This window comes from Mycobacterium sp. pR1184 (genome assembly GCF_041287235.1).
GTDB lineage: Bacteria > Actinomycetota > Actinomycetes > Mycobacteriales > Mycobacteriaceae > Mycobacterium.
Map to the genome: position 1 here is coordinate 39,037 of NZ_JBGGKR010000018.1, position 24,918 is coordinate 63,954.

Below are 24,918 nucleotides of genomic sequence, written 5' to 3' on the forward strand. Positions count from 1 at the left end.
TCATTTCTTGCGTGGCAGGAGTTGGCAGTGCCACGCGTCGATATGGCAGTGCTCCGGCGGGACGCTCAAACCAGTTCGACACAACCGTCATCGCGAGGAGTAAGCCAATGTCCGCTATCACCGGTATGCCGACCAGACATCTGTACGACGCGACCGACTCGCTGTTGCGTTTCGCGATGCGTGCAGACGCCACGTTGACGGGACTGTGCGGTCTCGCCATCGCCTGCATCGCTGACCTGAGCGCCAACCTGGAATACGGCATCGGAGCCCTGTTCGTGCTGTACGGCCTGGTGGTGTACGGCCTGACGGGCCTTGCCGACCTACGGACAGCCGGCGTCGGCGTCGTCGTCGCGAACATCGTGGTTGCGCTCGGCTCCGTCGAGGCCGTCGAAGCGGTGCCGATGACCGCGACCGGGGTCGCCGCGACGCTGGCCATCGGCGTCTACGCCGCGGCGTTTGCCTGGCTGCAATACCTGGGGGTGCGTCGATTGCCCGCGTAGGCACCCCCGTCCCGCCGATGCGGGGCGCCGCGGGGCTTTTTCAGGGCCCGGCGAGCGCCCCGCTTCGGCCTTTTCCGGACTCTCGGGGGCGTCAGAGCTTGCGCAGCCGTAACCGGTTGATGGAGTGGTCGGCATCCTTGCGCAGCACCAGGGTGGCGCGGGGACGGGTCGGCAGAATGTTCTCGACCAAATTGGGCCGGTTGATCGAGCGCCAGATCTCGCGGGCGGCGGCGACCGCCTTGGTGTCGTTGAGGGCCGAGTAGTGGTGGAAGTGCGATGCCGGATCGGCGAAGGCGGTGCTGCGCATCGCCAGGAACCGGGAGACGTACCACTGTTCGATGTCTTCGATCCGGGCGTCCACGTAGAGCGAGAAGTCGAACAGGTCCGACACCATCAGGGTCGGACCTGTTTGCAAGACGTTGAGGCCCTCCAGGATCAGGATGTCCGGATGGCGGACCACGTGTTTGGCTCCCGCGATGATGTCGTAGCGCAGGTGTGAGTACACCGGCGCACACGCGTAGTCGGAGCCTGATTTGACCGAGGTGACGAACCGCATCAGCGCCCGACGGTTGTAGCTTTCCGGAAAACCCTTGCGGTGCATCAGGTTTCGTCGTTCCAGCTCGGCATTCGGGTAGAGGAAGCCGTCGGTGGTCACCAGGTCGACGCGCGGGTGGTGATCCCAGCGCGCCAGCAACGCCTGCAGCACACGCGCGGTCGTCGACTTCCCGACCGCCACACTTCCGGCCACGCCGATGATGAACGGTACCGGCCGGTCCGGGTTCTGCTGCGGCTCACCGAGGAATTCCGCAGTGGCAGCGAACAATCGCTGTCGCGCCGCGACCTGGAGGTGGATGAGCCGGGCCAGGGGCAGATACACCTCTTCGACCTCCAGGAGGTCGATCTGCTCGCCGAGACCACGCAGACCGACAAGCTCCTCTTCAGTGAGGGCCAGCGGCGTCGACATACGCAACGCGCGCCACTGCTTTCGGTCGAACTCCACATATGGGCTCGGCTCGCTCAGCCGGGGCATAGTGCCAGTGTGGCAGGGACGATCCCGCGCCAGACGGCTGGGCTGGTAAAAGGCGCGGATCGCGGATCGCACGGGTGCGGGGCCAACCGCCGACCACGCAGGCGTTGCCGGCCGACTAGTCTCGTTCGCATGTCAGCCGACTCGACCCACACCGCCATCTCCACCACGTCACCCGGTGCCGAATACGCCGACACCGCGACCGCCGCCTACCGCGCCGCACTGCAGGTGGTCGAGTCCGTCGAACCTCGCATCGCCGCGGCGACGCGCAAAGAGCTCGCTGACCAACGTGATTCGCTGAAGCTGATCGCCAGCGAGAACTACGCGTCGCCCGCGGTGCTGCTGACCATGGGCACCTGGCTGTCGGACAAGTACGCCGAGGGCACCATTGGGCACCGGTTCTACGCGGGTTGTCAGAACGTCGACACAGTAGAAAGCGTCGCCGCCGAGCACGCCCGTGAGCTGTTCGGTGCACCACATGCCTACGTGCAGCCACACTCGGGCATCGACGCCAACCTCGTTGCCTACTGGGCGATCCTGGCTACCCGGGTCGAGGCGCCGGGTCTGGCCGAGCTCGGCGCCAAGCATGTCAACGACTTGTCGGAGGCGGACTGGGAGAAGCTGCGCGCCAAGTTGGGCAACCAGCGGCTGCTGGGCATGTCGCTGGATGCCGGCGGGCATCTCACTCACGGCTTCCGGCCCAACATCTCCGGCAAGATGTTTCACCAGCGCAGTTACGGCACCGATCCCGACACCGGGTTCATCGACTACGGCGCCGTCGCGGCCGCCGCGCGGGAGTTCAAGCCGCTGATCCTGGTGGCCGGTTACTCGGCCTACCCGCGCCGGATCAATTTCGCGACGATGCGTGAGATCGCCGACGAGGTCGGCGCCACCCTGATGGTGGACATGGCGCACTTCGCCGGCCTGGTCGCGGGAAAGGTGTTCACCGGCGACGAGGATCCGGTGCCGCACGCCCACGTCACGACGACCACGACCCACAAGTCCTTGCGCGGTCCCCGCGGCGGCCTCATTCTCTGCCAACCCGAATACGCCGACGCCGTCGACAAGGGCTGCCCGATGGTGCTGGGCGGGCCGCTGTCGCACGTGATGGCGGCCAAGGCGGTCGCGCTGGCCGAGGCGCGGCAGCCCGCGTTCCAGGCCTATGCGCAGCGGGTCGCCGACAACGCCCAGGCCCTGGCCGACGGCTTCCTCAAGCGCGATGCCCGGCTGGTCACCGGGGGCACCGACAACCACATCGTGCTGCTCGACGTCACCTCGTTTGGCCTGACCGGACGCCAAGCCGAGTCGGCCCTGCTCGACGCCGGCGTCGTGACCAACCGCAACGCCATTCCTGCCGACCCGAACGGCGCCTGGTACACCAGCGGGATCCGGCTCGGCAGCCCCGCGCTGACCACCCGCGGCTTCGGTCCGGACGAATTCGACCGGGTGGCCGAGCTGATGATCGATGTGCTGACCAATACGGCACCGCAAGGCAGCTCCAAGGCCAAGTACTCAGTGGCCGACGGCACCGCCGAACGGGTCAACGCGGCCGCCGCCGAATTGTTGGCCGCCAATCCGCTGTACCCGGGTCTGACGGTTTAGATTCCGCTCGTTGGCCGCGACACGGCGCGGCCAACTTTTTTAACCTGTGTCGATCGGTTACAGTAACCGCATGGCACAGAAACCTGTCGCTAACGCGCTGACCCTGGAACTCGAGCCGGTCGTCGAGGCCGAAATGGACCGTCACCTGTCCACCGACGACATCTGGTTCGCCCATGACTACGTACCGTTCGACCGGGGCGAGAACTTCGCTTTCCTGGGCGGACGCGACTGGGACCCGTCCAGCATGACGCTGCCCCGGGAATTCACCGACGCCTGCGAGATCCTGCTGTTGCTCAAGGATGACCTGGCCGCTCACCACCGTGAGCTCGTCGAGCACTTCATTCTCGAGGACTGGTGGGGCCGCTGGCTGGGCCGCTGGACCGCCGAAGAGCATCTGCACGCCATCGCGCTGCGCGAGTACCTCGTGGTGACCCGTGAGGTCGATCCCACCGCCAACGAAGAGGCCCGCGTCGAGTACTTGATGCAGGGCTACCGCGCCGACCACTACACCCAGGTGGAAACCCTGGTGTACATGGCGTTGACCGAGCGCACCCACGCCGTCTACTGCCGCAATCTGGCCGCCAAGCTCGAGGAGCCGATTCTGGCCGGGCTGGTCGACCGGATCTACCGCGACGAGGTGCGCCACGAGCTGTTCTTCTCCAACCTCGTCGCGCACTGCCTGACCTACACCCGCGACGAGACGATCGACGCGATCGCCAAGCGCGCGGCCGAACTGCAGGTCGTGGGTGCCGACATCCGGGCTTACCAGGACAAGGTGCAAAACGTCGAGGCCGCCGGAATTTTCGGGCCCGCCGATCTGCGCCAGGCGATCGCCGACCGCATCACCGAGTGGGGCGTCGCTGACGAGCCCAAACTGCGGCAGTTCCTCGGCGGCTGAGCCGGCCGCCGCGGGCGTTCACCCGGCTCGCGGTCCTCATCACATCTCGGCGTCGGCGCGCCTGCGCTGCTGCGAAGCGGCGACGAGAGTAGCGTCATTCTCGATGGTCAGCGTCTTGCTCAGCTGCCAGGGCGGCACCTCCGTCACCACAACGGGAAGGGCCGGCCCCGGTCCTGGTGTCGCAGTTCCCGCCGACATGCCTGTGCGGGTCCGCGCGGGCTTATCCCGCTCGAGGAGCGCTACGTGACCGAAATCCGGACCTACGTGATCGACACTTCCGTGCTGCTGTCCGACCCGTGGGCATGTAGTCGGTTCGCCGAACACGAGGTGGTGGTTCCGCTGGTGGTGATCAGCGAACTGGAGGCCAAACGCCACCACCATGAGTTGGGATGGTTTGCTCGACAGTCGCTGCGATTGTTCGACGATCTGCGGCTGGAGCACGGACGGCTGGATCAGCCCATTCCGGTTGGGACACAAGGCGGTACGCTGCACGTCGAGCTCAACCACACCGATCCGAGCGTGCTGCCGGCCGGTTTCCGGACCGAGAGCAACGACTCCCGGATCCTGAGCTGCGCGGCCAACCTCGCCGCCGAAGGCAAGCGGGTGACGCTGGTCAGCAAGGACATTCCACTGCGCGTCAAGGCCGCCGCGGTGGGCTTGGCCGCCGACGAGTACCACGCGCAAGACGTGGTGGCCTCGGGCTGGTCGGGGATGCAGGAGATCGAGACCGCGACCGAGGACATCGACGCGCTCTTCGCCGACGGCGAGATCGATCTGGTCGAAGCGCGAGACCTCCCGTGCCACACCGGAATTCGACTGCTGGGCGGCAGCTCGCACGCGCTGGGGCGGGTGACGGCGGCCAAACGGGTCCAGCTGGTTCGCGGTGACCGCGAGGTGTTCGGGCTGCGCGGCCGCTCCGCCGAGCAGCGCGTCGCGCTCGACCTGCTGCTCGACGAGTCGGTGGGCATCGTGTCGCTGGGCGGCAAGGCCGGAACCGGCAAGTCGGCGTTGGCCCTGTGTGCCGGTCTCGAGGCGGTGCTGGAACGGCGAACCCAGCGCAAAGTCGTGGTCTTCCGTCCGCTGTACGCCGTGGGCGGCCAGGAGCTGGGCTACCTGCCCGGCAGCGAGAGCGAGAAGATGGGCCCCTGGGCGCAGGCCGTCTTCGACACCCTGGAAGGTCTGGCCAGCCCGGCCGTCCTGGAGGAGGTGCTGTCGCGCGGCATGCTCGAGGTGTTGCCGCTGACCCACATTCGCGGGCGTTCGCTGCACGACTCGTTCGTGATCGTCGACGAGGCGCAGTCGCTGGAGCGCAACGTCTTGCTGACCGTGCTGTCCAGGCTGGGCACCGGGTCGCGGGTGGTGCTCACCCACGACATCGCCCAGCGCGACAACCTGCGGGTGGGCCGCCATGACGGTGTCGCGGCCGTGATCGAGAAGCTCAAGGGACACCCGCTGTTCGCGCACATCACTCTGCTGCGCAGCGAGCGGTCGCCGATCGCCGCGCTGGTCACCGAGATGCTCGAGGAGATCGCCGGGCCGCACTGAGCCGGGCCTTTCCGACTTTTTCCGACTCGAGTGTGCATCCAGGGCGCCCTGCACGCACACTCGACGCCCGGGTCGCACCCGCGAGGGTGAGTAAGCTTTTACAGTGCGCAAACGACCCGACAGCCAGGCCTGGCGCTATTGGCGGACCGTGTTCGGTGTCGTGGCCGCCGGTGCGGTGCTGGTGATCGGCGGCCTGACCGGTCACGTGACGCGCGCCGACAATCTGAGCTGCTCGGCGGTCAAGTGCGTGGCACTGACGTTCGACGACGGGCCGAGCCCGTTCGACGAGCGCCTGCTGCAGGTCCTAAAGGACAACGACGCCAAGGCCACCTTTTTCGAGATCGGCAACAAGGTGGCCGCCAATCCGGCCGGCGCCAAGCGCGTCGCCGATGCCGGCATGGAAATCGGCAGTCACACCTGGGAACACCCCAACATGACGACCATCCCGCCCGAAGACATCGCCGCGCAGTTCACCAAGGCCAACGACGCGATCAACGCCGCGACCGGGCGCACCCCGACGCTGTATCGTCCGGCCGGCGGGCTGTCCACACCCGACGTACGCCAGACCGCCGGCCGCTATGGCCTAGCCGAAATCCTCTGGGATGTCATCCCTTTCGACTGGGCAAACGATTCGAACACCGCCGCGACACGGTACATGCTGATGACCTACATCAAGCCCGGCTCGGTGGTGCTGTTCCACGACACCTACTCGAGCACCGTTGACCTGGTGTACCAGTTCATTCCGGTACTCAAGGCCAACGGCTATCGCCTGGTGACGGTCAGCGAACTGTTGGGGCCGCGGGCACCGGGCAGCAGCTACGGCAGCCGGGAGAACGGGCCGCCCGCCAACGAGCTGCACGACATCCCGCCCGCCGACATTCCGACGCTGCCCAATACTCCGTCACCCAAGCCGATGCCGAACTTCCCGATCACCGACATCCCGGGCCAGAACTCGGGTGGGCCGAACAACGGTGCGTGAGCTCCGCGCGGCTACCTTTAGGGGGTGAGCACAGCGGACGGGCGCCAGGCGCGAGAATCGCGCGAGCCCGCGGCGATATCCGAGGCGCCGCAGCGCAAGTCGGCCCGCAGACTGTTGACCGAATACGCGGTCGACCTTGCCCTGTCGTACATCATCGCCGTCATCGACGTCGCCGCCATCCTGATTCCGCTGCGGGGACACACGTCCGCGGCCACTAGCGTCGTCTTCGCGCAGAAAGACGCCGCGATCGTGGTGGCGCTGGTGGTCCTGGGCATCGTCGGCGTCGCGGTGGCCGGAGTGTTCAGCCTCCTTCCGACCGTGCGCTGGTATGCCGCCGGCCAGGAACCCACCACCGCGCAACGGGAAGTCGCGATGCGGCTGGCCGGACGGCAGACGGCCATCCTGGTGGCGGCCTGGGGTGTGGCCGGGGGCATCTTCGTGTTGCTCAATCTCGGTGGCGGCCCGGCCCTGTTGCTTCCGATGGCGCTCGGGGTGGTGCTCGGTGGGCCGGCCGCCGCGGGCACCGGGATGCTGCTCGCGCAACGGACGCTGCGCCCGATCATGGGCGCGGCGACCCGGGGCCTCGAGCCCCGGTTGGCGGTGCCCGGAGTGTTCGCACGACTGGTCATGCTCTGGTTTCTGGTCAGCGCACTGCCGATCGGCGTCATCGCAACCCTGGTGGTGCTGCGCACCTACGGTTGGCTGATTCAGAAGTCCGCGTCGCTGGACGTGCCGATCCTGGTGGTGTCACTGGCCGCGCTGCTGCTCGGGCTGCCCACGATGATCTTGACGTCGCGATCGATTTCGGACCCGATCGGCGAAGTCGTCGACGCGATGGCTCAGGTCGAGCGCGGCAACATCGACACCACCGTCGGCGCGTACGAGCGATCCCAAATCGGGCGCCTACAAACGGGATTCAACCGCATGGTGGCCGGCCTCGCCGAGCGTGACCGGCTACGCGACCTGTTCGGTCGTCACGTCGGGGCCGACGTCGCCCAGCGCGCGATCGAAAAGGGTGCGACGCTGTCGGGCGAAGTGGCCGAGGCGGCGGTGCTGTTCATCGATCTGGTGGGTTCGACTCAGCTCGCCGAAAGCCGTCCGCCCCAAGAGGTTGCCGACGTGCTCAACGACTTTTTCCGCATCGTGGTCGACGCCGTCGACGAGCACGGCGGCCTGATCAACAAATTCGCGGGCGACGCGGCGCTGGCAATCTTCGGCGTACCGTTGCATACCGGCGAGCCGTCATCGTCGGCACTGGCCACGGCGCGCACGCTGGGGACCCAACTGCGCCGTCTCCCCGTGGATTTCGGTATCGGGGTGTCGGCGGGCCGGGTCTTCGCCGGCAACATCGGCGCCGAAAACCGGTATGAATACACGGTAATCGGAGATGCGGTCAACGAAGCCGCACGCCTGGCGGATCTGGCTAAGACTTCGGATCGGCGCATCCTGTGCTCGGCGGCGGCCATCGATCGGGCCGACGAGGCCGAACAAGGTCACTGGGTCCAGTGCTATTCCACCGTGCTGCGCGGCCGCTCGGAAACCACCCATGTGTCGGCGCCCGCCTGAAACCGCCTTACTTGGAGACCTTCAGCGATCCGATCACCTGGCTGAGCAGTCCGGCCGAGGCTGAATCGCCGATCGGCGTTGCGCCCAGGAAGATGGTGACCGGCTTGGTGTCGACCGCGATGATGACCACGGAGTCGCCCTTCACCTTGCGGGCGGGGTCGGCGATCGTGATATCGGCGTCCACCCGGGCAGCCTTGATTCCCTCGACCGTGATCGACGACTTCTTGATCGGACCCAACGTCGGTGAGGCGTTCGAATAGCCGGGGCCTTCGGCCACACAATTCATCAACTTCGCGGCCTGCGTGCTGACGTCCATGCTGGGAACGAAGTTGGTGATCGCGACCTCGGCCTGCATCACCCACTGGCTGGCGCCTGGCACCTCCTGCGCTAGCCCCACGGCGCCAATGAGATTCGGAGTCTGGTCATCCGAGAACGGCATCCATCCGGGTGCCGCGGTGGCCGGAAACGACAACTTGCCCGCCTTGATCGGCGCGCCGCCCGCGGGCTTATCGCCACCGGACACGTTGGGCGTGCAATCGCTGGCGGTCTGACCCGAACCACCCGGCTGCTGCGACGTCGGCGCGATGGTCGTCGTCGACGGATTGGCTTTGGGTCCATTGGGTTCGTTGTTCAGGCTGACGACGAGGATCACCACCAGCGCAATGACGCCCAGCACCGCGATGCCGGCGACGATCAGCCAAGGCATGTTCGACCGAGGCCCGTTCGGTGGCGGTCCCGGTGGGTAGGAGCCGGGCGGCCAGCCGGGGGGATATTGCGGTGCCCCGGCCTGACCGTAGGGCTGACCCGGGTACGAAGGATCCATCCCGCCTTGGGGATTGGTGAACGGACCGGTCGGCGGGTAGGGGTACGCACCGCTCTGCGGCCCCGAGTAGGGGCCGCCGGGCTGGTACGGGGGAGGGCCGCCCGGCGGCGGGCCGCCCGGCGGCGGGCCGCCCGGCGGCGGGCCACCTTGCGGCGGGCCACCCGGCGGCGGGCCACCTTGCGGCGGGCCACCCCAATATGGGCCCTGCCCATACGGATTCGCGCCGTACGGATCCTGCCCGTAGGGACCGCCTGGAGGAACCGTCATTGCAGAACCACCCCCACCTTATTTCGCCGGTTTGACCTTGGCCATCGCCAGCACGTCCAGCCGGCGGTCTAGCTCCTCGATCGACAACTTGTCGCCGATCAGGCCGCGGTCGATCACGGTCTGACGGATCGTCTTGCGCTCCTTGAGCGCTTGCTTGGCCACGGCGGCGGCTTCCTCGTAGCCGATGGCCGAGTTCAAGGGTGTCACGATCGACGGCGACGACTCCGCCAACTCGCGCAGGTGCTCTTCATTGGCCTTCAGGCCGACAATGCAGCGCTCGGCGAACAACTTCGACACGTTGCTCAGCAGCTTGAACGACTCCAAGATGTTGCGGGCCATCATCGGGATGTAGACGTTGAGTTCGAACGCGCCCGATAAACCGCCGACCGCGACGGCGGCGTCGTTGCCGATCACCTGGGCGGCCACCTGCGTAACCGCCTCTGGCAGAACCGGATTGACCTTGCCCGGCATGATCGAGCTACCCGGCTGCAGATCCGGCAGCTGTATCTCGCCCAAACCGGTCAGCGGCCCGGAACCCATCCAGCGGATGTCGTTGGCGATCTTGGTCAGTGAGACCGCGATGGTGCGCAGCGCACCGGACGCCTCCACCAGGCCGTCGCGCGTTGCCTGAGCTTCGAAAGAGTTTGTTGCCGTGCGCAATTCGGCCAGGCCGGTCGACGCGACCAGCGCCTCGACCACCTTGGCGCCGAAGCCGTCGGGAGCGTTGAGCCCGGTGCCCACCGCGGTTCCGCCGATGGCCAGCTCGCCCAGGCGCGGCAGCGTGGCGCGCACCCGCTCGATCCCGGCCTCGATCTGTCGGGCGTAGCCGCTGAATTCCTGGCCGAGGGTGACCGGGACGGCGTCCATCAGGTGGGTGCGGCCCGACTTGACCACGGTGTGCCACTGCGCGGCCTTGGTCGCCAGCGCGTCGTGCAGTATTTCCAGGGCCGGGATCAAGTGGCGCACTGCGGCTTCGGTCGCCGCGATGTGGGTGGCGGTCGGGAAGGTGTCGTTGGACGACTGCGACATGTTGACGTCGTCGTTGGGGTGCACCGTGACGCCGTTGGCGGCCGCGATGGACGCGATCACTTCATTGGTGTTCATGTTCGAGCTGGTGCCTGAGCCGGTCTGGAAGACGTCGATCGGGAACTGGTCGTCGTGTTTGCCGTCGGCGATCTCGGCCGCCGCGGCGATGATCGCGTCGGCCTTCTCCGGCGCCAGCAGCCCAAGGTCGGAGTTGACCTGTGCGCAGGCGCCCTTCAGCAGGCCCAACGCGCGGATCTGAGTGCGCTCGAGGCCCCGGCCGGAAATCGGAAAGTTCTCCACAGCACGCTGGGTTTGCGCTCGCCACAACGCTTTTGCGGGTACCCGTACCTCGCCCATGGTGTCGTGCTCGATGCGATATTCGGCGCTTTCGGCCATGAATTAGTTCCTCTTCGTTGGGGTGTGCTAATCGCGGTTACGGCAAGGGGTAGGCAGCGGTGCTGTCGCCGGTGAAGTCGATCGCGGAGTATTCGTTGAGCTTGGAAAGCCGGTGGTAGGCCTCGATCATGCGGACGGTTCCCGATTTGGACCGCATCACGATCGATTGGGTGGTGCAACCGCCGGGGTAGTACCGGACGCCCTTGAGCAGATCGCCGTCGGTGACTCCGGTGGCGCAGAAGAAGACGTTCTCGCCGGACACCAGATCCTCGGTGGTCAGGATCTGGTCCAAGTCGTAGCCGGCGTCGAGCGCCTTGCGGCGTTCGGCCTCATCGCGAGGTGCCAGTTGTGCCTGGATGGCCCCGCCCATGCAGCGGATCGCCGCGGCCGCGATGATCCCTTCCGGGGTGCCGCCGATGCCGGCCAGCATGTCGGTTCCCGATTGGGGCCGACAGGCCGAGATGGCCCCGGCGACGTCGCCATCGGTGATCAGCCGGATGCGGGCACCGGTGGAGCGGGCGTCTTCGATGAGCTGACTGTGCCGCGGCCGATCCAGGATGCACACCGTCATGTCCCGCACCGAAAGATCCTTGACCTTGGCGACCGCGCGGATGTTGTCGGCGATCGGCGCGGTGATGTCCAGCACGTGGGCGGCTTCGGGCCCGACCGCGATCTTGTTCATGTAGAACACCGCCGACGGGTCGAACATCGCTCCGCGGTCGGCCACCGCCAGCACCGAGATGGCGTTGGGCATGCCCTTGCTCATCAGCGTGGTGCCATCCACCGGGTCCACGGCGAAGTCGCAGTCCGGGCCGTCGCCGTTGCCGACTTCCTCGCCGTTGTAGAGCATCGGCGCCTCGTCCTTTTCGCCCTCGCCGATGACGACGACCCCGCGCATGGACACCGAGTTGACCAGTTCACGAATCGCGTCGACGGCCGCACCGTCGCCGCCCTCCTTGTCGCCACGGCCAACCCAGCGGCCGGCGGCCATGGCGCCGGCCTCGGTGACCCGGACCAGTTCCAGGGCCAGGTTGCGGTCTGGGGCCTCGCGACGTGCCCGTACCTGCGGGTCGGAGCCCGCAGTCGCGGTCGAAGACGAACCGGATCCGCCCGATGCTGTCATGGTTGCTGATTCTCCCAGAAGCTGATCGGTCCGCTGGATCTGGGCTGCGGCTGCCAACGGCGGGCTGGGATACTCGTGGGGTGACCGATAAGCAGCCCAACGCCGAGACGGCCGGTGAGCCGGTGCCGGCGGCCAGGCCCGCCAAACCCCGGTTGCTGCAGGACGGCCGCGACATGTTCTGGTCGCTGGTGCCGCTGGTGATCGGATGCATCCTGCTGGCCGGCATGGTCGGGATGTGTTCGTTCCAGCCGACTGGGCCGAACAAGGGTGCGATTCCGTCCTACGACGCGGCGACGGCCCTGCGCGCGGACGCTCAGACGCTGGGCTTTCCGATCCGGATGCCGCAGCTGCCCGCGGGTTGGCAGCCCAACTCCGGGGGCCGTGGCGGCATCGAGAACGGGCGCATGGCCAATGGCCAGCGGCTGGCAGCGGCCACCTCGACGGTGGGATACATCGGCCCCACCGGAATGTATCTGAGCCTCACGCAGAGCAACGCCGACGAGGACAAGCTGGTCGGCTCGATCCATCCGTCGGCGTATCCGACGGGCACGGTCGACGTCGGGGGAACGAACTGGATTGTCTATCGCGGTTCCGGTGACAGCGGTGCCGACGCCGAGCCGGTCTGGACAACCAGGCTGACCAGCCCGGGCGGAATCGCCCAGATTGCGATCACAGGTGCCGGAAACACCGATCAGTTCCGTACGCTGGCGGCGGCGACGCAATCGCAGTCGCCCCTGCCGACCAGCCGATAGGAGCGACTCGCGTGAGTGCACCCGAAGCGGATTTGTCCGGATGGGTGGCGGCACCGTTCACCGGTGGCGGCTACACCCATGACGTCTACCGCAAGGGCTCCGGCCCAGGGGTGGTGGTGATTCCCGAGATCCCCGGGGTCCATCCCGGTGTGCTGGGCTTGGGAAATCACTTGGTGGACAACGGTTTCACCGTCGCGATTCCGTCGCTGTTCGGAGTGCCCGGCAAGGCCAAGACCACGGGCTCAATCGTGGCGAGCCTGGCACGGACTTGTGTGGCAAAGGAATTCGCGGCGTTCGCGACCAACAAGCAGCGGCCGGTGTCGCTGTTCCTGCGTGCGCTGGCCCGCGACCTCAAGGAATCGACCGGAGCCAAGGGCGTCGGGGTGATCGGCCAGTGCTTCACCGGCGGCTTCGCGCTGGCCGCCGCGGTCGACGACAGCGTGCTGGCCCCGGTGCTTTCCCAGCCGTCGGTGCCGTTGCCGCTTGGACGCGCGCGCCGAAGCGATCCGGGACTCAGTGAGGCGGAGTTGGCCAGCGTCGCCAATCGTGCGGCCGTAGAAGGCTTGTGCGCCATGGGCTTACGGTTCAGCGAGGACGCGACGGCGCCGGCCGAACGGTTCGCGACGCTCAAGCACCGGCTGGGCGACGCATTCGAGGTGATCGAGATCGACTCCAGCCCGGGCAACGCACACGGTTTTACCAAGGCGGCCCACTCGGTGTTGACCACGGAGGTCCGGGAAGTCGACGGCCATCCGGCTTACGAGGCCCGCAAGCGAGTCGTCGAATTCCTCACTGAGAGGCTGACTTAACCGCCGCCTTGTTGGCCTTGCGGCGGGGCAGCCAGCCGCGGCGCGCGGGTACGTCGTCGTCCGGGTTCACCAGCTCGACGCCCCGATAAACCGCCAGGTAGACGTCGAGTGTCGTCACGATCACGATCATCAGCACCGGGCCGATGACGATGCCCCAGGGTCCGAACATGGCGATCCCGGCGAACACCGATAGCAGCATCAACGCCGGATTCAACCGCGCATCGCGCGGCACCAGGACGGGGCGCAAGAAGTTGTCGATGTTGGTGACCACCACCAGATGCCACAAAATCACGAACGCGCCGCCGAAGATGTTGCCGTAGAAGATCATTCCGATGCCGAACGGGATCGTCACGATGCCGCCGCCTAACGGGATGATCGACAGCGCGGTGAGCAGCATCGCGAAAATGAAGAAGCCGTGGTGGAATCCGGCGAGGTAGATCGACCCCGCACCCGCGACACCTTGGCACAACGCGATGACGAATTGGCCGAACACGGTGCCGCGCACCATCGCACCGGTCTTCTTCAGGTACAGATCCGTGACTTCCTCGCCCAGCGGGTTGAGCTGACCGATCAACGTGCGCAACCTGTCTCGATGCACCAGCAGCGCGAGAAAAAGGTAGAGAAAGATGATCCCGTTCGTGATGGCCCCGAAGGCGCTTCCCGCAGCACCCTGTAAGGCATGCAGCAGTCCTTGACCGATATTCTGCGCGCCGGTGATCATCGCCTTTCGCAGCATCTCCGCGTTAATCGTGATGTGCAGGAACGGAACTCGTGCTGCCAGGTCGTTGACGATATGCAGGACCTTGTCGCCGAGCCCGCTGAGGTCGGTTGTCTTCACCCACCCGGAAATGCTGTCGATCATCCGGGAGACCTGGACGACGGCCAGCACGATGAACAGACCGACCGGCACGATCACCATCGCCAGCGCCGACAACAACGTGAAGGTCGCCGACAGGCCGGTGCCGAAGCGCTTGTTGAACCAATTGAACAGCGGCGTGAACAAATACGCGCCGACGGCGGCCACCACGATCAGCACGAAATAGTCGCGCAGGAAGTACGCGCCGAACAGCAGCGCGACCAATGTGAGGACCGCCAGCGCACGCTTTTGAGTGAGCGTGAATTCGGTGTTCATGCCAACCCGCCGCCCTCCGCGTCGCCGTTGAGCTGAACCTTAGCCTTGCCCGATAGCGGTCGCGTCGTATGGCCGTCTACCGAGATCGGTTAGCTGCTCAGGCTAGTGCGCATGTCGGCACGGCGCTAACGAGTCGTTGGTTGCCGCAGCACGTTTGCGCTTCAGCACCGGGCCGGGCTAGTTAATTGTTGGTGGTGGTTGCGGCTGGAAGGGTTCATACCACCACCACTGGGCGCGCTCACCGGTGGGCCCTGGGCATGGTGGGACATCGGGCAGGGGAAGGTTCGGCGGACGCGCGAGCGATCCTGCGCTAAGTGGTCGGCCGTCCTCGTCGGTGACGATGAGAGCGTCAGCGGGTCCGGTGAGGGTGATGACGCCGCGGTGGTGCAGCCGGTGGTGATACGGGCAGAGCAGCACCAGGTTGGCTAGTTCGGTGGGGCCGCCGTCTTCCCAGTGCCGGAGGTGGTGGGCGTGCAGACCGCGGGTGGCACCGCATCCGGGAACCGCGCAGCTGCGGTGGCGGTGCTCCAGGGCGCGACGGAGCCGCCGGTTGATCTGGCGGGTCGCTCGCCCGGCGCCGATGACCTCGCCGTCGCGTTCGAACCAGACTTCGCAGGTGGCATCACAGGTCAGGTATTGGCGTTCGGCGTCGGTGAGTAACGGGCCCAGATGCAGCGCGGCGACGTGCTCTTTGACGTCGACGTGCACGACCACGGTGGTGTGCTGCCCGTGCGGGCGGCGGGCCGCTTCGGCGTCCCATCCCGTCTCGACCAGGCGCATGAACGCCTCGACAGTGCCCGGCAACGGCGGCGCAGCATCTGATGCGTCGCCGTTGCCGTGATCGTGCTTCCACTCGGCGAAAAGCGCGTCCCGGTGTGAGGCCAGTGCCGCGTCGAACTTCGCGGCGTCTAGGTGCGGGAGTTTGATCCGCCAACACGTGAACTCCTCGTCAGAGGTCTGGGTGATCGAGGCCTGCGGGTCCGGCCGGGCAGCATCGGGGTCGGGTCGCGGTTCCAGCTTGACCGCGGTACGCAACTGGCTAACCGTCGCCACCGCGGCCAGCTCCGCATAGTGCTCATCAGATCCCTCACCCGCCCGCGCCGCGATCACCCCGACCTGATCCAGCGACAACCGACCCTCGGCCATGCCCGCCGCGCACCGCGGGAATTCCTCGATCCGACGCGCCACCGTGGTGATCGTGTGGGCATTGGCCGAGGACAGGGCCAGCTTCCAGCCCAGCAACGCCGCCACCGACCGCGCACCCGTCATTCCGCACAGCTCATCACGCTCGATCTCGGCGGCGATCTCCACAATGCGCCCATCAATCGCATTGCGCTGACCCGCCAACTCCGCCAACTCCTCGAACAACACCTCAAGCCGCTGCTTAGGGTTCACCGCCACGGAAACCGATGTCGTCGAAGACATAACAACATCCTCGCAGCCTGGTCCGACAAATCTCGGCCGCTCAACTCCACGCCGGGCACGCCTCGCGTCCGTATCCACAGTCACGAGTTTGTCCACAGACTCTGCCGACCATCGGCCGCCGCGGTTGGTTCCTGGCAGGAGCGGCGCGCTATCGCTTGGTGCCGGCCTTGGCCGCCTCGGCCTGCCTTTTCATCTGGGCGAACATATCGACGTAGTAGGGCAGGCACTCGTCCAACGCCTTCTCGGTGGTGAACAGCGGCTGGTAGCCCAGGTCGCGAGACGCCTTGGCGACCGAGAAGAAGTTGTCCAGGTACAGCCGCTCGACGGCCAACGGCTCCAGGAGCGGTGCGGGAATTCCGAACCGGAAATGCATCCGCTGCCAGCCGGTCATCGCCGCGCGGACGATGGGGCCGTTGACCCGAATTCGCGGCCAGGGCTGCCCGCACGCTTCCACTACCGGTCGGGCGAACTCGAACATGTTGATCGGGTCGTCGTCGTTGATGAAGTACGCCTGGCCGGGCGCGCTGCCCCCGGGCACCAGATGCTGAGCGGCCAGAATGAAGCCGTGGATCAGGTTGTGCACGTAGGAGTTATCCAGCCGGGCCGACTTGCGGCCGATCAGCACCTTGACGTGGCCGGCGATCACGCTCTCGAACAGCTTGCGGAACATCGTCTGGTCGCCGCGGCCCCAAATGCCACTGGGACGGATCGCGCATGTGAGCATGCCGTCAACGCCGTTCTGGGACAACACGAATCGCTCGGCGACGACCTTGGTCTCGGTGTAGAGGTCGTTGAATCGCGTGGTGTAGGGCAGGGTTTCATCGCCGCCGACGATGGGCTGGCCGCCCATCACGACGCTGTTGGACGACGTGTAGACGAACCGCTGCACGCCCGCGGCATGCCCTGCTTCCACCAGGTTCTGGGTGCCGCCGACGTTGATCGCAAAGCTGCGCTGACGGTACTCGTCGGTCACCGACGCGCCGCCCATCAGCTCAATGATCGCCGCGGTGTGGAAAACCGTGTCGATGCCGTCGACGGCCTGCGCGCAGACGTCCTTGTCGGTGATGTCACCCTGCAGCACTTCCAGGTGCGAGTGCGGGGGAAGTGGCGAGGGCGCGCGGTCGAAGGAACGTACCGAGTATCCGCGGTCGAGCAAGGTGGTCACCAGGTTGGCGCCGACAAACCCGGAGCCGCCGGTGACCAGGACGCGGCCGAGTTCGGTTGTCAGTGAAGGATCACCCATGCCGGACAGGATAACTGAAACACGTTGCAGTTTTGCAAATATCGCACAATTCGCTTTGCATAGATGGTTCGATCTACGCCTCGTCGCGCTGCCCGGCCGCCAGCGCATCCTCCACTCGCTGGCGAGCGCCAGCTAAGTGCTCTTCGCATCGTTTAGCCAGCTGTTCGCCTCTTTCCCACAGTTTTAGCGACGCATCGAGGTCGAGCCCGCCCTGCTCGAGAAGGCGCACCACTTCGATCAGCTCGTCGCGGCACGCTTCGTAGCCAAGTTGACTAATGGGCGTAACCAATTCGGCCTCCGCCTGGTCCGCGCCGCCGCCTTTGTCATTGTCCATCGGTCAGTCCCTCACTCACCGCCGTCACGGCGCCGTCGGAAACCCGCACCCGCAGCCGGGTGCCCGCCGGCGCCTCGTCGACCGAGCGCAGCACGTGCATGGCCGCGGGGGAGCCGTCCACCGGAACGGCCTGCACCACCGCGTACCCGCGGGCCAGGGTCGCGGCCGGGCCCAGCGTGGCCAGCCGGGCGGCCAGGTGGCCGACGCGATCGGATTCGGCGGCGACCAACCGGGTGATGTCACGCCGTACCGCCGAGCGGGCGCGGTGGATCTCCTCGGTGCGAGCCGTCAACGCCGCCAGCGGCTCGGCCAGCACCGGGCGGCTGCGCAACTGAGCCAGCGCCCGCTGTTCGCGGGACACCCAATTGCGCAGTGCCTGGGCGCTGCGCCGGCGCAGGTCAGCAATTCCTCGCTGCTCCGCAGCGGTGTCCGGGACCACCCTCTTGGCCGCGTCGGTCGGGGTGGCCGCGCGCAGATCGGCGACCAGGTCGCAGAGCGGGTTGTCGGGCTCATGGCCGACAGCACTGATCACCGGCGTACGGCAGGCCGCGATCGCGCGGCACAGGGTTTCGTCGGAGAACGGCAGCAGGTCCTCGACGCTGCCGCCGCCGCGGGCCAGCACGATCACGTCGACTTCGACGTGCCGATCGAGTTCGAGCAGCGCTTCGACGATCTGGGCGACCGCGCCTGCGCCCTGCACGGCGGTGTTGCGCACCGCGAAACGCACCGCGGGCCAGCGCGCTGCGGCCACCGTCGTCACGTCGCGCTCGGCGGCGCTGGCTCGGCCGGTTATCAACCCAATCATGTTCGGCAGGAAGGGGATTGGACGCTTGAGTCTCGGGTCGAACAATCCCTCGGCGTCCAGTAGCCGGCGCAGCCGTTCGATGCGGGCCAGTAGTTCGCCGACGCCGACGGCGCGAATCTCGGTCAGCCGCAACGAGAATGTGCCACGCCCGGTGTAGAACGAGGGCTTTCCGCAGACCACCACCTGGGTGCCCTCGACCAACTTCACCGGTGCGTTCAACACCAGGTCCCGCGGACAGGTCACGCTCAGCGACATGTCGGCGGCCGGGTCGCGCAGCACCATGAACACGGTCTTGGAATCGGCCCGAATATTGATCTGAGCCAATTGCCCTTCAACCCATACGGTTCCGAGCTTGTCGATCCAGCCCGCAACCCGGATCGCAACGGCGCGAACCGGGAACGGGTTCTCGGCCGAGTTCGCCTCCGAATTCGCCGACCGGGTCACTTCGCGGACGCGCGGGTGATCCTGTTGGCCAGCAACGTCTGAAACGGTGCCCGGGCCTTGGTGGCCTGCTCGTAGGCCAGCAGGGCTTCGAGGTCGTCCACGCTCAGCGACTGCACCCGCGCCCGCAGCTGCGCCAGGGTCAACGTCTGATAGTCGAGTTCGGCCGCCACCGACGGCTCCGGAACTTCGGTGTCAGCCGTTGACTTCTTCGCCTGCCCGGTGGGCTTGACCAGCGCGCTGGCGTCTTCGTGCGCCTCGGCCACGGAATACAGCGCAAACCGCCCCTCGGCCCGGCGATCGCCGCCGGCGCCGTCCGGCAACTCGGCGAAACCTCCGCCCGAGTTGTCCAAAGCGACTTCGGTGTCCTCGTCGAACGTTGCCCATTCCGGCTTTTCGTCCTTGGGCGGAAATATGGATTCCAGGGTGGAATCGCCCTTGATTACCAGCTCCGCGAGATTCTGCTGAAACCGCATCACGATGTGAGCGACCTCACTGGCCAACGTCATCGGGTACATCAGGATGGTCTTCGGCAGTCTGATGGTCTCTTCGACGGCGACTGTCGCCGCGCCGACCAGTAGCCGAACTCCGTACGGTGCAGAAGCCATGGGTCCAAGATTGCCTTAAGCAACGGCTAACTCCAAGCCCAGCGCCGCGCGCTGGCGACCCCGTGTCGGCGGAACGTACCCTGGAGCGCATGCCACCGACTGTCGACATGGGGATTCCCGGTGCGTCCAGCTCGGTAGCCACCGATCCGGCCCGTAAGCGCGTGCTGCTGGCCGAGCCCCGTGGCTACTGCGCGGGTGTGGACCGGGCCGTCGAAACGGTCGAGCGCGCGCTGCAGAAGCACGGTGCCCCGGTCTATGTCCGCCACGAGATCGTGCACAACCGCCACGTCGTCGACACCCTGGAAAAGGCCGGCGCGGTGTTCGTCGAGGAGACCGATCAGGTACCCGAGGGCGCCATCGTGGTGTTTTCCGCCCACGGGGTGGCGCCCACCGTGCATGCCGCGGCCGCCGAACGCAACCTGCACACGATCGACGCCACCTGCCCCTTGGTCACCAAGGTGCACAACGAGGCCCGGCGCTTCGCCCGCAACGACTACGACATCCTGCTGATCGGCCATGAGGGCCACGAGGAGGTCATCGGCACCGCCGGTGAGGCGCCCGACCACGTGCAGCTGGTCGACGGGGTGGCGTCGGTCGACAACGTGACGATCCGCGACGAGAACAAAGTGGTGTGGCTGTCGCAGACCACGCTGTCGGTGGACGAGACCATGGAAATCGTCGAGCGGTTGCGGCAACGCTTTCCGAAGCTGCAGGATCCGCCCAGCGATGACATTTGCTATGCGACCCAAAACCGTCAGGTCGCGGTCAAGGCGATGGCGCCGGAATGCGAGCTGGTGATCGTCGTCGGGTCCCGCAATTCGTCGAACTCGGTGCGGCTGGTGGAAGTGGCGCTGGGCGGGGGAGCGACGGCCGCTTACCTGGTCGACTGGGCCGACGACATCGACCCGGCCTGGCTGGAGGGCGTCACGACGGTGGGGGTCACCTCCGGAGCGTCGGTTCCCGAGGTGCTGGTGCGCGGCGTGCTGGAGCGCCTCGCCGAGGCCGGCTTTGACGTGGTGCAGCCGGTGACGACGGCCCAGGAGACGTTGGTCTTCGCGCTACCCCGCGAGATCCGCTCGATGCTCTGACCTTTGCCGCTCGCGGTACGGACCGGACTAGGCGTCGTACTCCCAGGATTCGGCCGGAGGACGCTCCTGGGGACGACCATTCGCCCGTGAGCGACCGCGCCGCTCGTCCGACGAACCAGACCCGCGGTAACGGACCTGCGAGATCGGGTGGTGTGACGGGTTTGAGCCATTGGTCCCGCTCGCCGTGGCGTGACGGCGCCGGGGCTCCGACGCGGGTTGATAGGACTCGTACGGCTTGTAGGACGGGTATCGGCGCAACGGCTCCGACGGTTCATACCTGTCGTAGTCCTCGTAGCGACTGCCGCGCGCGGCTGGGCGCTCGTAGGGATTGCGGCGGCTGCGCGGGTCCCGACGGCCTTCTCGTTGCGATTCGCCGCGCTGGTCGGGATCGCCCTGCGGTCGCGGACGGCGCCGCGAGGACCGGCGCGGCGGGTCGGCGGGGTCGTAGTCGCGCGGCGGGGTCTGGCGCCGCCGGCGGGGTCGCTCGGCCGCCGGGTCGTACTCCTCTTCCGGCGACGGGCGGGCGTGCCGCGACCGGCTTCGGGCGGAGCTTGCCGTGGACCGGCCGCTGCGCTCCGTGCGGTTTCTGGCCGAGGCTTTCGTGGAGCGGCGCTGCGAATCGACAGTCTCTTCTTCGTCGGCCTCGTCGTCGTCCGACGACGCGACGCCCAGCAGGGAGTTCAGTTTCGCGCTGACGGTCCGCAGGAAGGGCGACTTCTCGGCAACGGTCGCCGTCGCGGTGTCTTCCGTCGCGTCACCAGTGGCCGGCCGCCGCGACATCCCCAGATACCACCGGATCAGTCCGATCAGCAAGACGCCACCGGCGGCGCCCAGCATCAAGGGGAAACGCTCGATGAGCGGATAGCCGCAGTTGATCAGCAGGTCTTTGAGGCTGCCGATTTTGCCGCCGTGGAACAGCCAGTAGGCGCCCGGTACCGCGCAGAAAAGGATCAGCGGCGGCTGGATGACCGCGGTGAACAAGCCTTCCTGGCGTACGGCCAGCACGGCCACCACGCAGCCCGCTATATAGAGGCAAGCGAAGATGCCGGTCAGCTCCTTGTGGCCGAGTCCGGAGTCGATGCCATACCCGATGGCAGTCGCGGTAACGGCGATGAGCAGGGCTATCCACGACGGCACTCCGGGAATGCCCGGGTAGATCGAGCGATGGGCAGCTTCTACTGCCGAGGTTCCCCGCTGCGCTGACACATGTAGACCGTACCGGCAATGAGCCAAAACGCCCGTAAATACCTTGTTAGGGATGCCGGGCGTGCCACGGGCGTCGCGCACGAAATGAGCCGCGGCACCCGCGCGCGGCGCGGAGCCCTAAACTTGGTTCCCCGTGAGCCTGAGCCTGGGAATCGTCGGCCTGCCCAACGTGGGCAAGTCGACGCTGTTTAATGCGCTGACCCGCAACAACGTGGTCGCCGCCAACTACCCGTTCGCGACGATCGAACCGAACGAGGGCGTCGTGGCGCTGCCCGATCCGCGCCTGGACAAGCTGGCCGAGATGTTCGATTCCGAGAAGATCGTGCCGGCGCCTGTGACGTTCGTCGACATCGCGGGAATCGTGAAGGGCGCGTCCGAGGGGGCCGGGCTCGGCAACAAATTCCTGGCCAACATTCGCGAGTGCGACGCGATCTGCCAGGTGGTGCGGGTGTTCGCCGACGACGACGTCGTGCACGTCGACGGCAAGGTCGATCCGCGCTCCGACATCGAGGTGATCGAGACCGAGCTGATCCTCGCGGACATGCAGACCCTGGAGAAGGCCGTTCCGCGACTGGAGAAGGAAGCCCGCAACAACAAGGAGCGCAAGCCCGTGCACGAGGCGGCCGTCGCTGCCCAGGCCGTGCTGGACTCGGGCAAGACACTGTTTGCGGCCGGTGTCGACGTGTCAGCGCTGCGCGAGCTGAACCTGATGACCACCAAGCCTTTTCTGTACGTGTTCAACGCCGACGAGTCGGTGCTCACCGACGAGGGCCGCAAGGCCGAGCTGCGCGCGATGGTCGCCCCCGCCGACGCGGTGTTCCTCGACGCGAAGATCGAGGCCGAACTCCAGGAGCTCGACGACGAGTCGGCCGCCGAGCTGCTGGAGTCCATCGGGCAGACCGAGCGCGGACTAGATGCGTTGGCGCGGGCCGGTTTTCACACTCTGAAGCTGCAGACCTATCTGACGGCGGGTCCAAAAGAGGCGCGCGCGTGGGTGATTCATCAGGGCGATACCGCGCCCAAGGCGGCCGGGGTGATCCACACCGACTTCGAGAAGGGCTTCATCAAGGCCGAAATCGTGTCATACGACGACCTGATCGAGGCCGGATCGATGGCGGCGGCCAAGGCGGCCGGCAAGGTCCGGATGGAGGGCAAGGACTACGTGATGGCCGACGGCGACGTGGTCGAATTCCGGTTCAACGTGTAGATAGCGGGTCTCACGAGGTCCTGCGTCCCCGAAGAAGGCGTGGCCGTTCGATCAACGGCTTGACCCTCCCGTAACGGGAGGGCCCACCCTGGTGTTGCACGGCAATTCGACGTCACAATGCCAAGGAGGAAGCAATGACTACACAACTCACACTGGACCCCGTGATCGCGGCGCACATCGCCGCGATCAACAGCTTCGACGTGGCCGCGATCATGGAGACGTTCGCCGAAGACGCACTCGTCAACGACTTCTCGCGGGAGTTCTGGGGCAGTGACCACATCCGCGCGTTCATCGCCAAGGAGTTTGTCGGCGACCGAGTCACGGTGGAACCCGTCGAGATTGTCGACAACGCCGGGATGTGGTGCGTTAGGTGCCGCTACGACGGTGACTATGACAAGACCGGCTTACCCGATCCGTTGGTCATGACCAACTACTTCCGGCTGCACGACGGCAAGATCGTCAGCCTCTTTGTCATCAAGAACACAGAACCACAGTATTGACCTGACCAAGGGGGTCGCTTTCTGCCAGGGAGCGGCCCCCTGACCCGGAGCCGCCATGAGTATCACCATTTCCGTTGGGCAGTTCGCGACAATGACCCATCTCAGTGTCAAAACGCTGCACCATTACCACCACGTCGGACTACTCGAACCGGTACACGTCGATTCCGAGACCGGCTACCGCTACTACTCCCTCGATCAACTGCCGACCGCTCAACTGATCCGACGACTACGGGACTTACGGATGCCGGTCGCGGACGTCCGAGACGTTCTTGTCGCTCAGGACGCCGGTGAACGCGAATCCTTGATCGCCACCCATATCGATCGTCTCGAAGCCGAGCTGGCTCAGACAAAGGCTGCGGTCACTTCGCTTCGTGCTCTGCTGAACAGCGCGGCGAGTCAGCAGCCGGTGTACCGGCGCACCGAGTCGACTATCCCGGCGATCGCCATCACCGCCGCTGTCGATCCCATCGACGTCGAAAAGTGGTGGCGCGCAGCCCTATACGACGTTCGCGAGGCCGTGCGGACTGGTCGGCTCGATCAAACCGGGCCTGCCGGCGGGATGTACGACGAGAGTCTGTTTCGACATGAACCAGGCCAGGCGACCGTCTTCGTCCCCGTCGCCGCACCACGACGACTGGGGCTCGTCGAACCCATCGTCGTGCCCGCCGCTGAGGTTGCCGTGACGGTTCATCACGGTGCAATCGCCGACATCGACCTCGCCTACGCCGAGCTTGGCAGCTACATAGCCGGCCAAGGCCTCGCGGTCGGACCGCGCCTCCGGGAGTATTACCACTGCGATCACTCGCACACGGCGGACGACACCAAATGGAGAACCGAAGTCGCGTGGCCCATCACCGATGTCCTCACGCCCAGAGCATGAACTCACCCGCGGAGAGCCTCGTCGCAGCGTTGTGACGAGGCTTGGCAACGCATTCGGCGGAGTTCCGGTTCAGTGTGTAGCCGAGTTCCGGTTTCAAGCAATGTCTGGGACGAAGAAGAAGGCCTAGCTCGTCGGGGGGTCTGCAGTGAGTCCCTTCTGCAACGCCCATGCGTCTACGTGAGCGGGAAGCTTGGCCTGCTGCTTCGTCATCGAGCGCTTGATGGCTCTGGAGACCACGGCATCAAAGAAGCGGCCTAGAGGTCCCCCCAAACTGGGCTCGCCGATGACACGGCAGGTGTAGCGGGTGCCGCCCGCGATCTCATCCAAGGTGTCGATGGTGGTAACTGGGAACCTGGAGTCCGTAAGTCTAAATTCCATCATCGTGGGAGCATCGACCCTCTCGAAGACCCCGGTCCAACGGTTCGTAATGCCGAACGATCGGCTCACTCCGTGCCAGACATCGCCAGGGACGTACGGCGGATCTTTACCGGCGTCGACGGAGACGATTCCGGGCAGAACATTGTGTAGATGGTCCGGGTGGATGATGTACTCCCAGACCACTTCAGCAGGATGGGCGATGACCACTGATGCCGTGACGTTGGGCATAGCTCAAGGTACGCCGACGCACGCGAAGATGGCTTTTGTAGGAGATTCCACGAACCGCGAAGTGGTGGAGTCTCGGTTCCAAGCAACGTCAGGCCATCTGTCAAAACACTAGTCGCAGGATCCAATAAGA

General features: G+C 66.2%; 25 protein-coding genes. 12 read left to right on the forward strand and 13 right to left on the reverse strand.

The genetic code is table 11. The annotated features are described in order from the left end of the window. Window positions 1-107 precede the first annotated feature (107 nt). Window positions 108-500: a hypothetical protein gene (locus ACAG21_RS25475; RefSeq protein WP_370499039.1), complete on the forward strand. Its 393-nt coding sequence runs from the start codon at window positions 108-110 to the stop codon at window positions 498-500. A 91-nt stretch (window positions 501-591) separates the two neighbouring features. Here ACAG21_RS25475 and coaA read toward each other — a convergent pair whose 3' ends face one another. After that, the gene (gene coaA / locus ACAG21_RS25480) at window positions 592-1,530 is read right to left on the reverse strand and encodes a type I pantothenate kinase (RefSeq protein ID WP_370499040.1); all 939 of its coding nucleotides are present in this window, start codon (window positions 1,528-1,530) and stop codon (window positions 592-594) included. Between the two features lie 129 nt (window positions 1,531-1,659). Between coaA and ACAG21_RS25485 the strand changes: the two genes are divergently transcribed. Beyond that, on the forward strand, window positions 1,660-3,129 hold the full coding sequence (locus ACAG21_RS25485; protein WP_370499041.1) for a glycine hydroxymethyltransferase: 1,470 nt from the start codon (window positions 1,660-1,662) through the stop codon (window positions 3,127-3,129). A gap of 70 nt (window positions 3,130-3,199) precedes the next feature. Beyond that, window positions 3,200-4,027 carry an acyl-ACP desaturase gene (locus tag ACAG21_RS25490; RefSeq protein WP_370499042.1) on the forward strand — a complete coding sequence of 276 codons (828 nt, stop codon included), beginning with the start codon at window positions 3,200-3,202 and terminating at the stop codon, window positions 4,025-4,027. Window positions 4,028-4,066: 39 nt separating this feature from the next. On the opposite strand, the gene ACAG21_RS25495 is transcribed toward ACAG21_RS25490, so the two are convergent. Beyond that, a complete protein-coding gene (locus ACAG21_RS25495) occupies window positions 4,067-4,225 on the reverse strand; it encodes a hypothetical protein (protein ID WP_370499043.1) in 159 nt (52 codons plus the stop codon). Window positions 4,226-4,270: 45 nt separating this feature from the next. Between ACAG21_RS25495 and ACAG21_RS25500 the strand changes: the two genes are divergently transcribed. From ACAG21_RS25500 to ACAG21_RS25510, 3 genes are all read left to right on the forward strand, one after another. Next, complete coding sequence (locus ACAG21_RS25500; RefSeq protein ID WP_370499044.1) at window positions 4,271-5,572, forward strand: PhoH family protein; 1,302 nt, start codon at window positions 4,271-4,273, stop codon at window positions 5,570-5,572. A gap of 103 nt (window positions 5,573-5,675) precedes the next feature. Beyond that, window positions 5,676-6,551, forward strand: coding sequence for a polysaccharide deacetylase family protein (locus ACAG21_RS25505; RefSeq protein ID WP_370499045.1), 876 nt, complete (start codon window positions 5,676-5,678; stop codon window positions 6,549-6,551). Between the two features lie 114 nt (window positions 6,552-6,665). After that, window positions 6,666-8,117 carry an adenylate/guanylate cyclase domain-containing protein gene (locus ACAG21_RS25510; protein ID WP_370499119.1) on the forward strand — a complete coding sequence of 484 codons (1,452 nt, stop codon included), beginning with the start codon at window positions 6,666-6,668 and terminating at the stop codon, window positions 8,115-8,117. A gap of 7 nt (window positions 8,118-8,124) precedes the next feature. Here ACAG21_RS25510 and ACAG21_RS25515 read toward each other — a convergent pair whose 3' ends face one another. The 3 genes from ACAG21_RS25515 to glpX are packed head-to-tail and all read right to left on the reverse strand — an operon-like array spanning window position 8,125 to window position 11,752. Next, window positions 8,125-9,207 (reverse strand): hypothetical protein, encoded by a 1,083-nt coding sequence (locus tag ACAG21_RS25515; protein ID WP_370499046.1) that lies wholly within the window; start codon window positions 9,205-9,207, stop codon window positions 8,125-8,127. Window positions 9,208-9,225: 18 nt separating this feature from the next. After that, window positions 9,226-10,629: a class II fumarate hydratase gene (locus tag ACAG21_RS25520; RefSeq protein WP_370499047.1), complete on the reverse strand. Its 1,404-nt coding sequence runs from the start codon at window positions 10,627-10,629 to the stop codon at window positions 9,226-9,228. A gap of 37 nt (window positions 10,630-10,666) precedes the next feature. Further along, window positions 10,667-11,752, reverse strand: a complete 1,086-nt coding sequence (glpX, locus tag ACAG21_RS25525) for a class II fructose-bisphosphatase (RefSeq protein WP_370499048.1) — start codon at window positions 11,750-11,752, stop codon at window positions 10,667-10,669. A gap of 80 nt (window positions 11,753-11,832) precedes the next feature. On the opposite strand from glpX, the gene ACAG21_RS25530 reads away from it, so the two are divergent. Together ACAG21_RS25530 and ACAG21_RS25535 are read left to right on the forward strand one after the other, a co-directional pair. After that, window positions 11,833-12,504, forward strand: coding sequence for a DUF4245 domain-containing protein (locus ACAG21_RS25530; protein ID WP_370499049.1), 672 nt, complete (start codon window positions 11,833-11,835; stop codon window positions 12,502-12,504). 11 nt (window positions 12,505-12,515) lie between these two features. Then, on the forward strand, window positions 12,516-13,313 hold the full coding sequence (locus tag ACAG21_RS25535; protein WP_370499050.1) for a dienelactone hydrolase family protein: 798 nt from the start codon (window positions 12,516-12,518) through the stop codon (window positions 13,311-13,313). On the opposite strand, the gene ACAG21_RS25540 is transcribed toward ACAG21_RS25535, so the two are convergent. The 6 genes from ACAG21_RS25540 to ACAG21_RS25565 form a co-directional block, all read right to left on the reverse strand. Next, window positions 13,294-14,445: an AI-2E family transporter gene (locus tag ACAG21_RS25540; protein ID WP_370499051.1), complete on the reverse strand. Its 1,152-nt coding sequence runs from the start codon at window positions 14,443-14,445 to the stop codon at window positions 13,294-13,296. The two genes, ACAG21_RS25535 and ACAG21_RS25540, sit on opposite strands and share 20 nt — an antisense overlap. 177 nt (window positions 14,446-14,622) lie before the next feature. After that, window positions 14,623-15,870, reverse strand: a complete 1,248-nt coding sequence (locus tag ACAG21_RS25545) for an HNH endonuclease signature motif containing protein (protein ID WP_370499052.1) — start codon at window positions 15,868-15,870, stop codon at window positions 14,623-14,625. Between the two features lie 148 nt (window positions 15,871-16,018). Beyond that, window positions 16,019-17,125, reverse strand: a complete 1,107-nt coding sequence (locus ACAG21_RS25550) for an NAD-dependent epimerase/dehydratase family protein (RefSeq protein ID WP_370499120.1) — start codon at window positions 17,123-17,125, stop codon at window positions 16,019-16,021. 61 nt (window positions 17,126-17,186) lie between these two features. Further along, on the reverse strand, window positions 17,187-17,447 hold the full coding sequence (locus tag ACAG21_RS25555; protein WP_370499053.1) for an exodeoxyribonuclease VII small subunit: 261 nt from the start codon (window positions 17,445-17,447) through the stop codon (window positions 17,187-17,189). Further along, entirely contained in the window at window positions 17,437-18,696 is a 1,260-nt protein-coding gene (gene xseA / locus ACAG21_RS25560; RefSeq protein WP_370499054.1) for an exodeoxyribonuclease VII large subunit, read from the reverse strand. The genes ACAG21_RS25555 and xseA overlap by 11 nt, the downstream gene beginning before the upstream one ends. After that, entirely contained in the window at window positions 18,693-19,301 is a 609-nt protein-coding gene (locus ACAG21_RS25565) for a lipid droplet-associated protein (protein WP_370499055.1), read from the reverse strand. The genes xseA and ACAG21_RS25565 overlap by 4 nt, the downstream gene beginning before the upstream one ends. A gap of 89 nt (window positions 19,302-19,390) precedes the next feature. Here ACAG21_RS25565 and ACAG21_RS25570 point away from each other — a divergent pair, with 89 nt between their 5' ends. Then, window positions 19,391-20,389 carry a 4-hydroxy-3-methylbut-2-enyl diphosphate reductase gene (locus ACAG21_RS25570; protein WP_370499056.1) on the forward strand — a complete coding sequence of 333 codons (999 nt, stop codon included), beginning with the start codon at window positions 19,391-19,393 and terminating at the stop codon, window positions 20,387-20,389. Between the two features lie 27 nt (window positions 20,390-20,416). On the opposite strand, the gene ACAG21_RS25575 is transcribed toward ACAG21_RS25570, so the two are convergent. Continuing rightward, window positions 20,417-21,595 carry a DUF6542 domain-containing protein gene (locus tag ACAG21_RS25575; RefSeq protein ID WP_370499057.1) on the reverse strand — a complete coding sequence of 393 codons (1,179 nt, stop codon included), beginning with the start codon at window positions 21,593-21,595 and terminating at the stop codon, window positions 20,417-20,419. 133 nt (window positions 21,596-21,728) lie between these two features. Here ACAG21_RS25575 and ychF point away from each other — a divergent pair, with 133 nt between their 5' ends. The 3 genes from ychF (at window position 21,729) to ACAG21_RS25590 (ending at window position 24,182) form a co-directional block, all read left to right on the forward strand. Further along, window positions 21,729-22,802 (forward strand): redox-regulated ATPase YchF, encoded by a 1,074-nt coding sequence (ychF, locus tag ACAG21_RS25580; RefSeq protein ID WP_370499058.1) that lies wholly within the window; start codon window positions 21,729-21,731, stop codon window positions 22,800-22,802. A gap of 134 nt (window positions 22,803-22,936) precedes the next feature. After that, entirely contained in the window at window positions 22,937-23,302 is a 366-nt protein-coding gene (locus tag ACAG21_RS25585) for a nuclear transport factor 2 family protein (RefSeq protein WP_370499059.1), read from the forward strand. A 55-nt stretch (window positions 23,303-23,357) separates the two neighbouring features. Then, window positions 23,358-24,182: a MerR family transcriptional regulator gene (locus ACAG21_RS25590; RefSeq protein WP_370499060.1), complete on the forward strand. Its 825-nt coding sequence runs from the start codon at window positions 23,358-23,360 to the stop codon at window positions 24,180-24,182. Window positions 24,183-24,305: 123 nt separating this feature from the next. On the opposite strand, the gene ACAG21_RS25595 is transcribed toward ACAG21_RS25590, so the two are convergent. Beyond that, complete coding sequence (locus ACAG21_RS25595; RefSeq protein WP_370499061.1) at window positions 24,306-24,788, reverse strand: SRPBCC family protein; 483 nt, start codon at window positions 24,786-24,788, stop codon at window positions 24,306-24,308. Window positions 24,789-24,918 lie beyond the last annotated feature (130 nt).

What these genes read in the sequence shown, in the direction of transcription:
- ACAG21_RS25475 (WP_370499039.1), top strand. Translation starts at nt 108, where the DNA reads ATGTCCGCTATCACCGGTATGCCGACCAGACATCTGTACGACGCGACC.
- coaA (WP_370499040.1), bottom strand. Translation starts at nt 1,530, where the DNA reads ATGCCCCGGCTGAGCGAGCCGAGCCCATATGTGGAGTTCGACCGAAAG.
- ACAG21_RS25485 (WP_370499041.1), top strand. Translation starts at nt 1,660, where the DNA reads ATGTCAGCCGACTCGACCCACACCGCCATCTCCACCACGTCACCCGGT.
- ACAG21_RS25490 (WP_370499042.1), top strand. Translation starts at nt 3,200, where the DNA reads ATGGCACAGAAACCTGTCGCTAACGCGCTGACCCTGGAACTCGAGCCG.
- ACAG21_RS25495 (WP_370499043.1), bottom strand. Translation starts at nt 4,225, where the DNA reads ATGTCGGCGGGAACTGCGACACCAGGACCGGGGCCGGCCCTTCCCGTT.
- ACAG21_RS25515 (WP_370499046.1), bottom strand. Translation starts at nt 9,207, where the DNA reads ATGACGGTTCCTCCAGGCGGTCCCTACGGGCAGGATCCGTACGGCGCG.
- ACAG21_RS25520 (WP_370499047.1), bottom strand. Translation starts at nt 10,629, where the DNA reads ATGGCCGAAAGCGCCGAATATCGCATCGAGCACGACACCATGGGCGAG.
- glpX (WP_370499048.1), bottom strand. Translation starts at nt 11,752, where the DNA reads ATGACAGCATCGGGCGGATCCGGTTCGTCTTCGACCGCGACTGCGGGC.
- ACAG21_RS25540 (WP_370499051.1), bottom strand. Translation starts at nt 14,445, where the DNA reads ATGAACACCGAATTCACGCTCACTCAAAAGCGTGCGCTGGCGGTCCTC.
- ACAG21_RS25545 (WP_370499052.1), bottom strand. Translation starts at nt 15,870, where the DNA reads ATGTCTTCGACGACATCGGTTTCCGTGGCGGTGAACCCTAAGCAGCGG.
- ACAG21_RS25555 (WP_370499053.1), bottom strand. Translation starts at nt 17,447, where the DNA reads ATGGACAATGACAAAGGCGGCGGCGCGGACCAGGCGGAGGCCGAATTG.
- ACAG21_RS25565 (WP_370499055.1), bottom strand. Translation starts at nt 19,301, where the DNA reads ATGGCTTCTGCACCGTACGGAGTTCGGCTACTGGTCGGCGCGGCGACA.
- ACAG21_RS25570 (WP_370499056.1), top strand. Translation starts at nt 19,391, where the DNA reads ATGCCACCGACTGTCGACATGGGGATTCCCGGTGCGTCCAGCTCGGTA.
- ACAG21_RS25585 (WP_370499059.1), top strand. Translation starts at nt 22,937, where the DNA reads ATGACTACACAACTCACACTGGACCCCGTGATCGCGGCGCACATCGCC.
- ACAG21_RS25590 (WP_370499060.1), top strand. Translation starts at nt 23,358, where the DNA reads ATGAGTATCACCATTTCCGTTGGGCAGTTCGCGACAATGACCCATCTC.
- ACAG21_RS25595 (WP_370499061.1), bottom strand. Translation starts at nt 24,788, where the DNA reads ATGCCCAACGTCACGGCATCAGTGGTCATCGCCCATCCTGCTGAAGTG.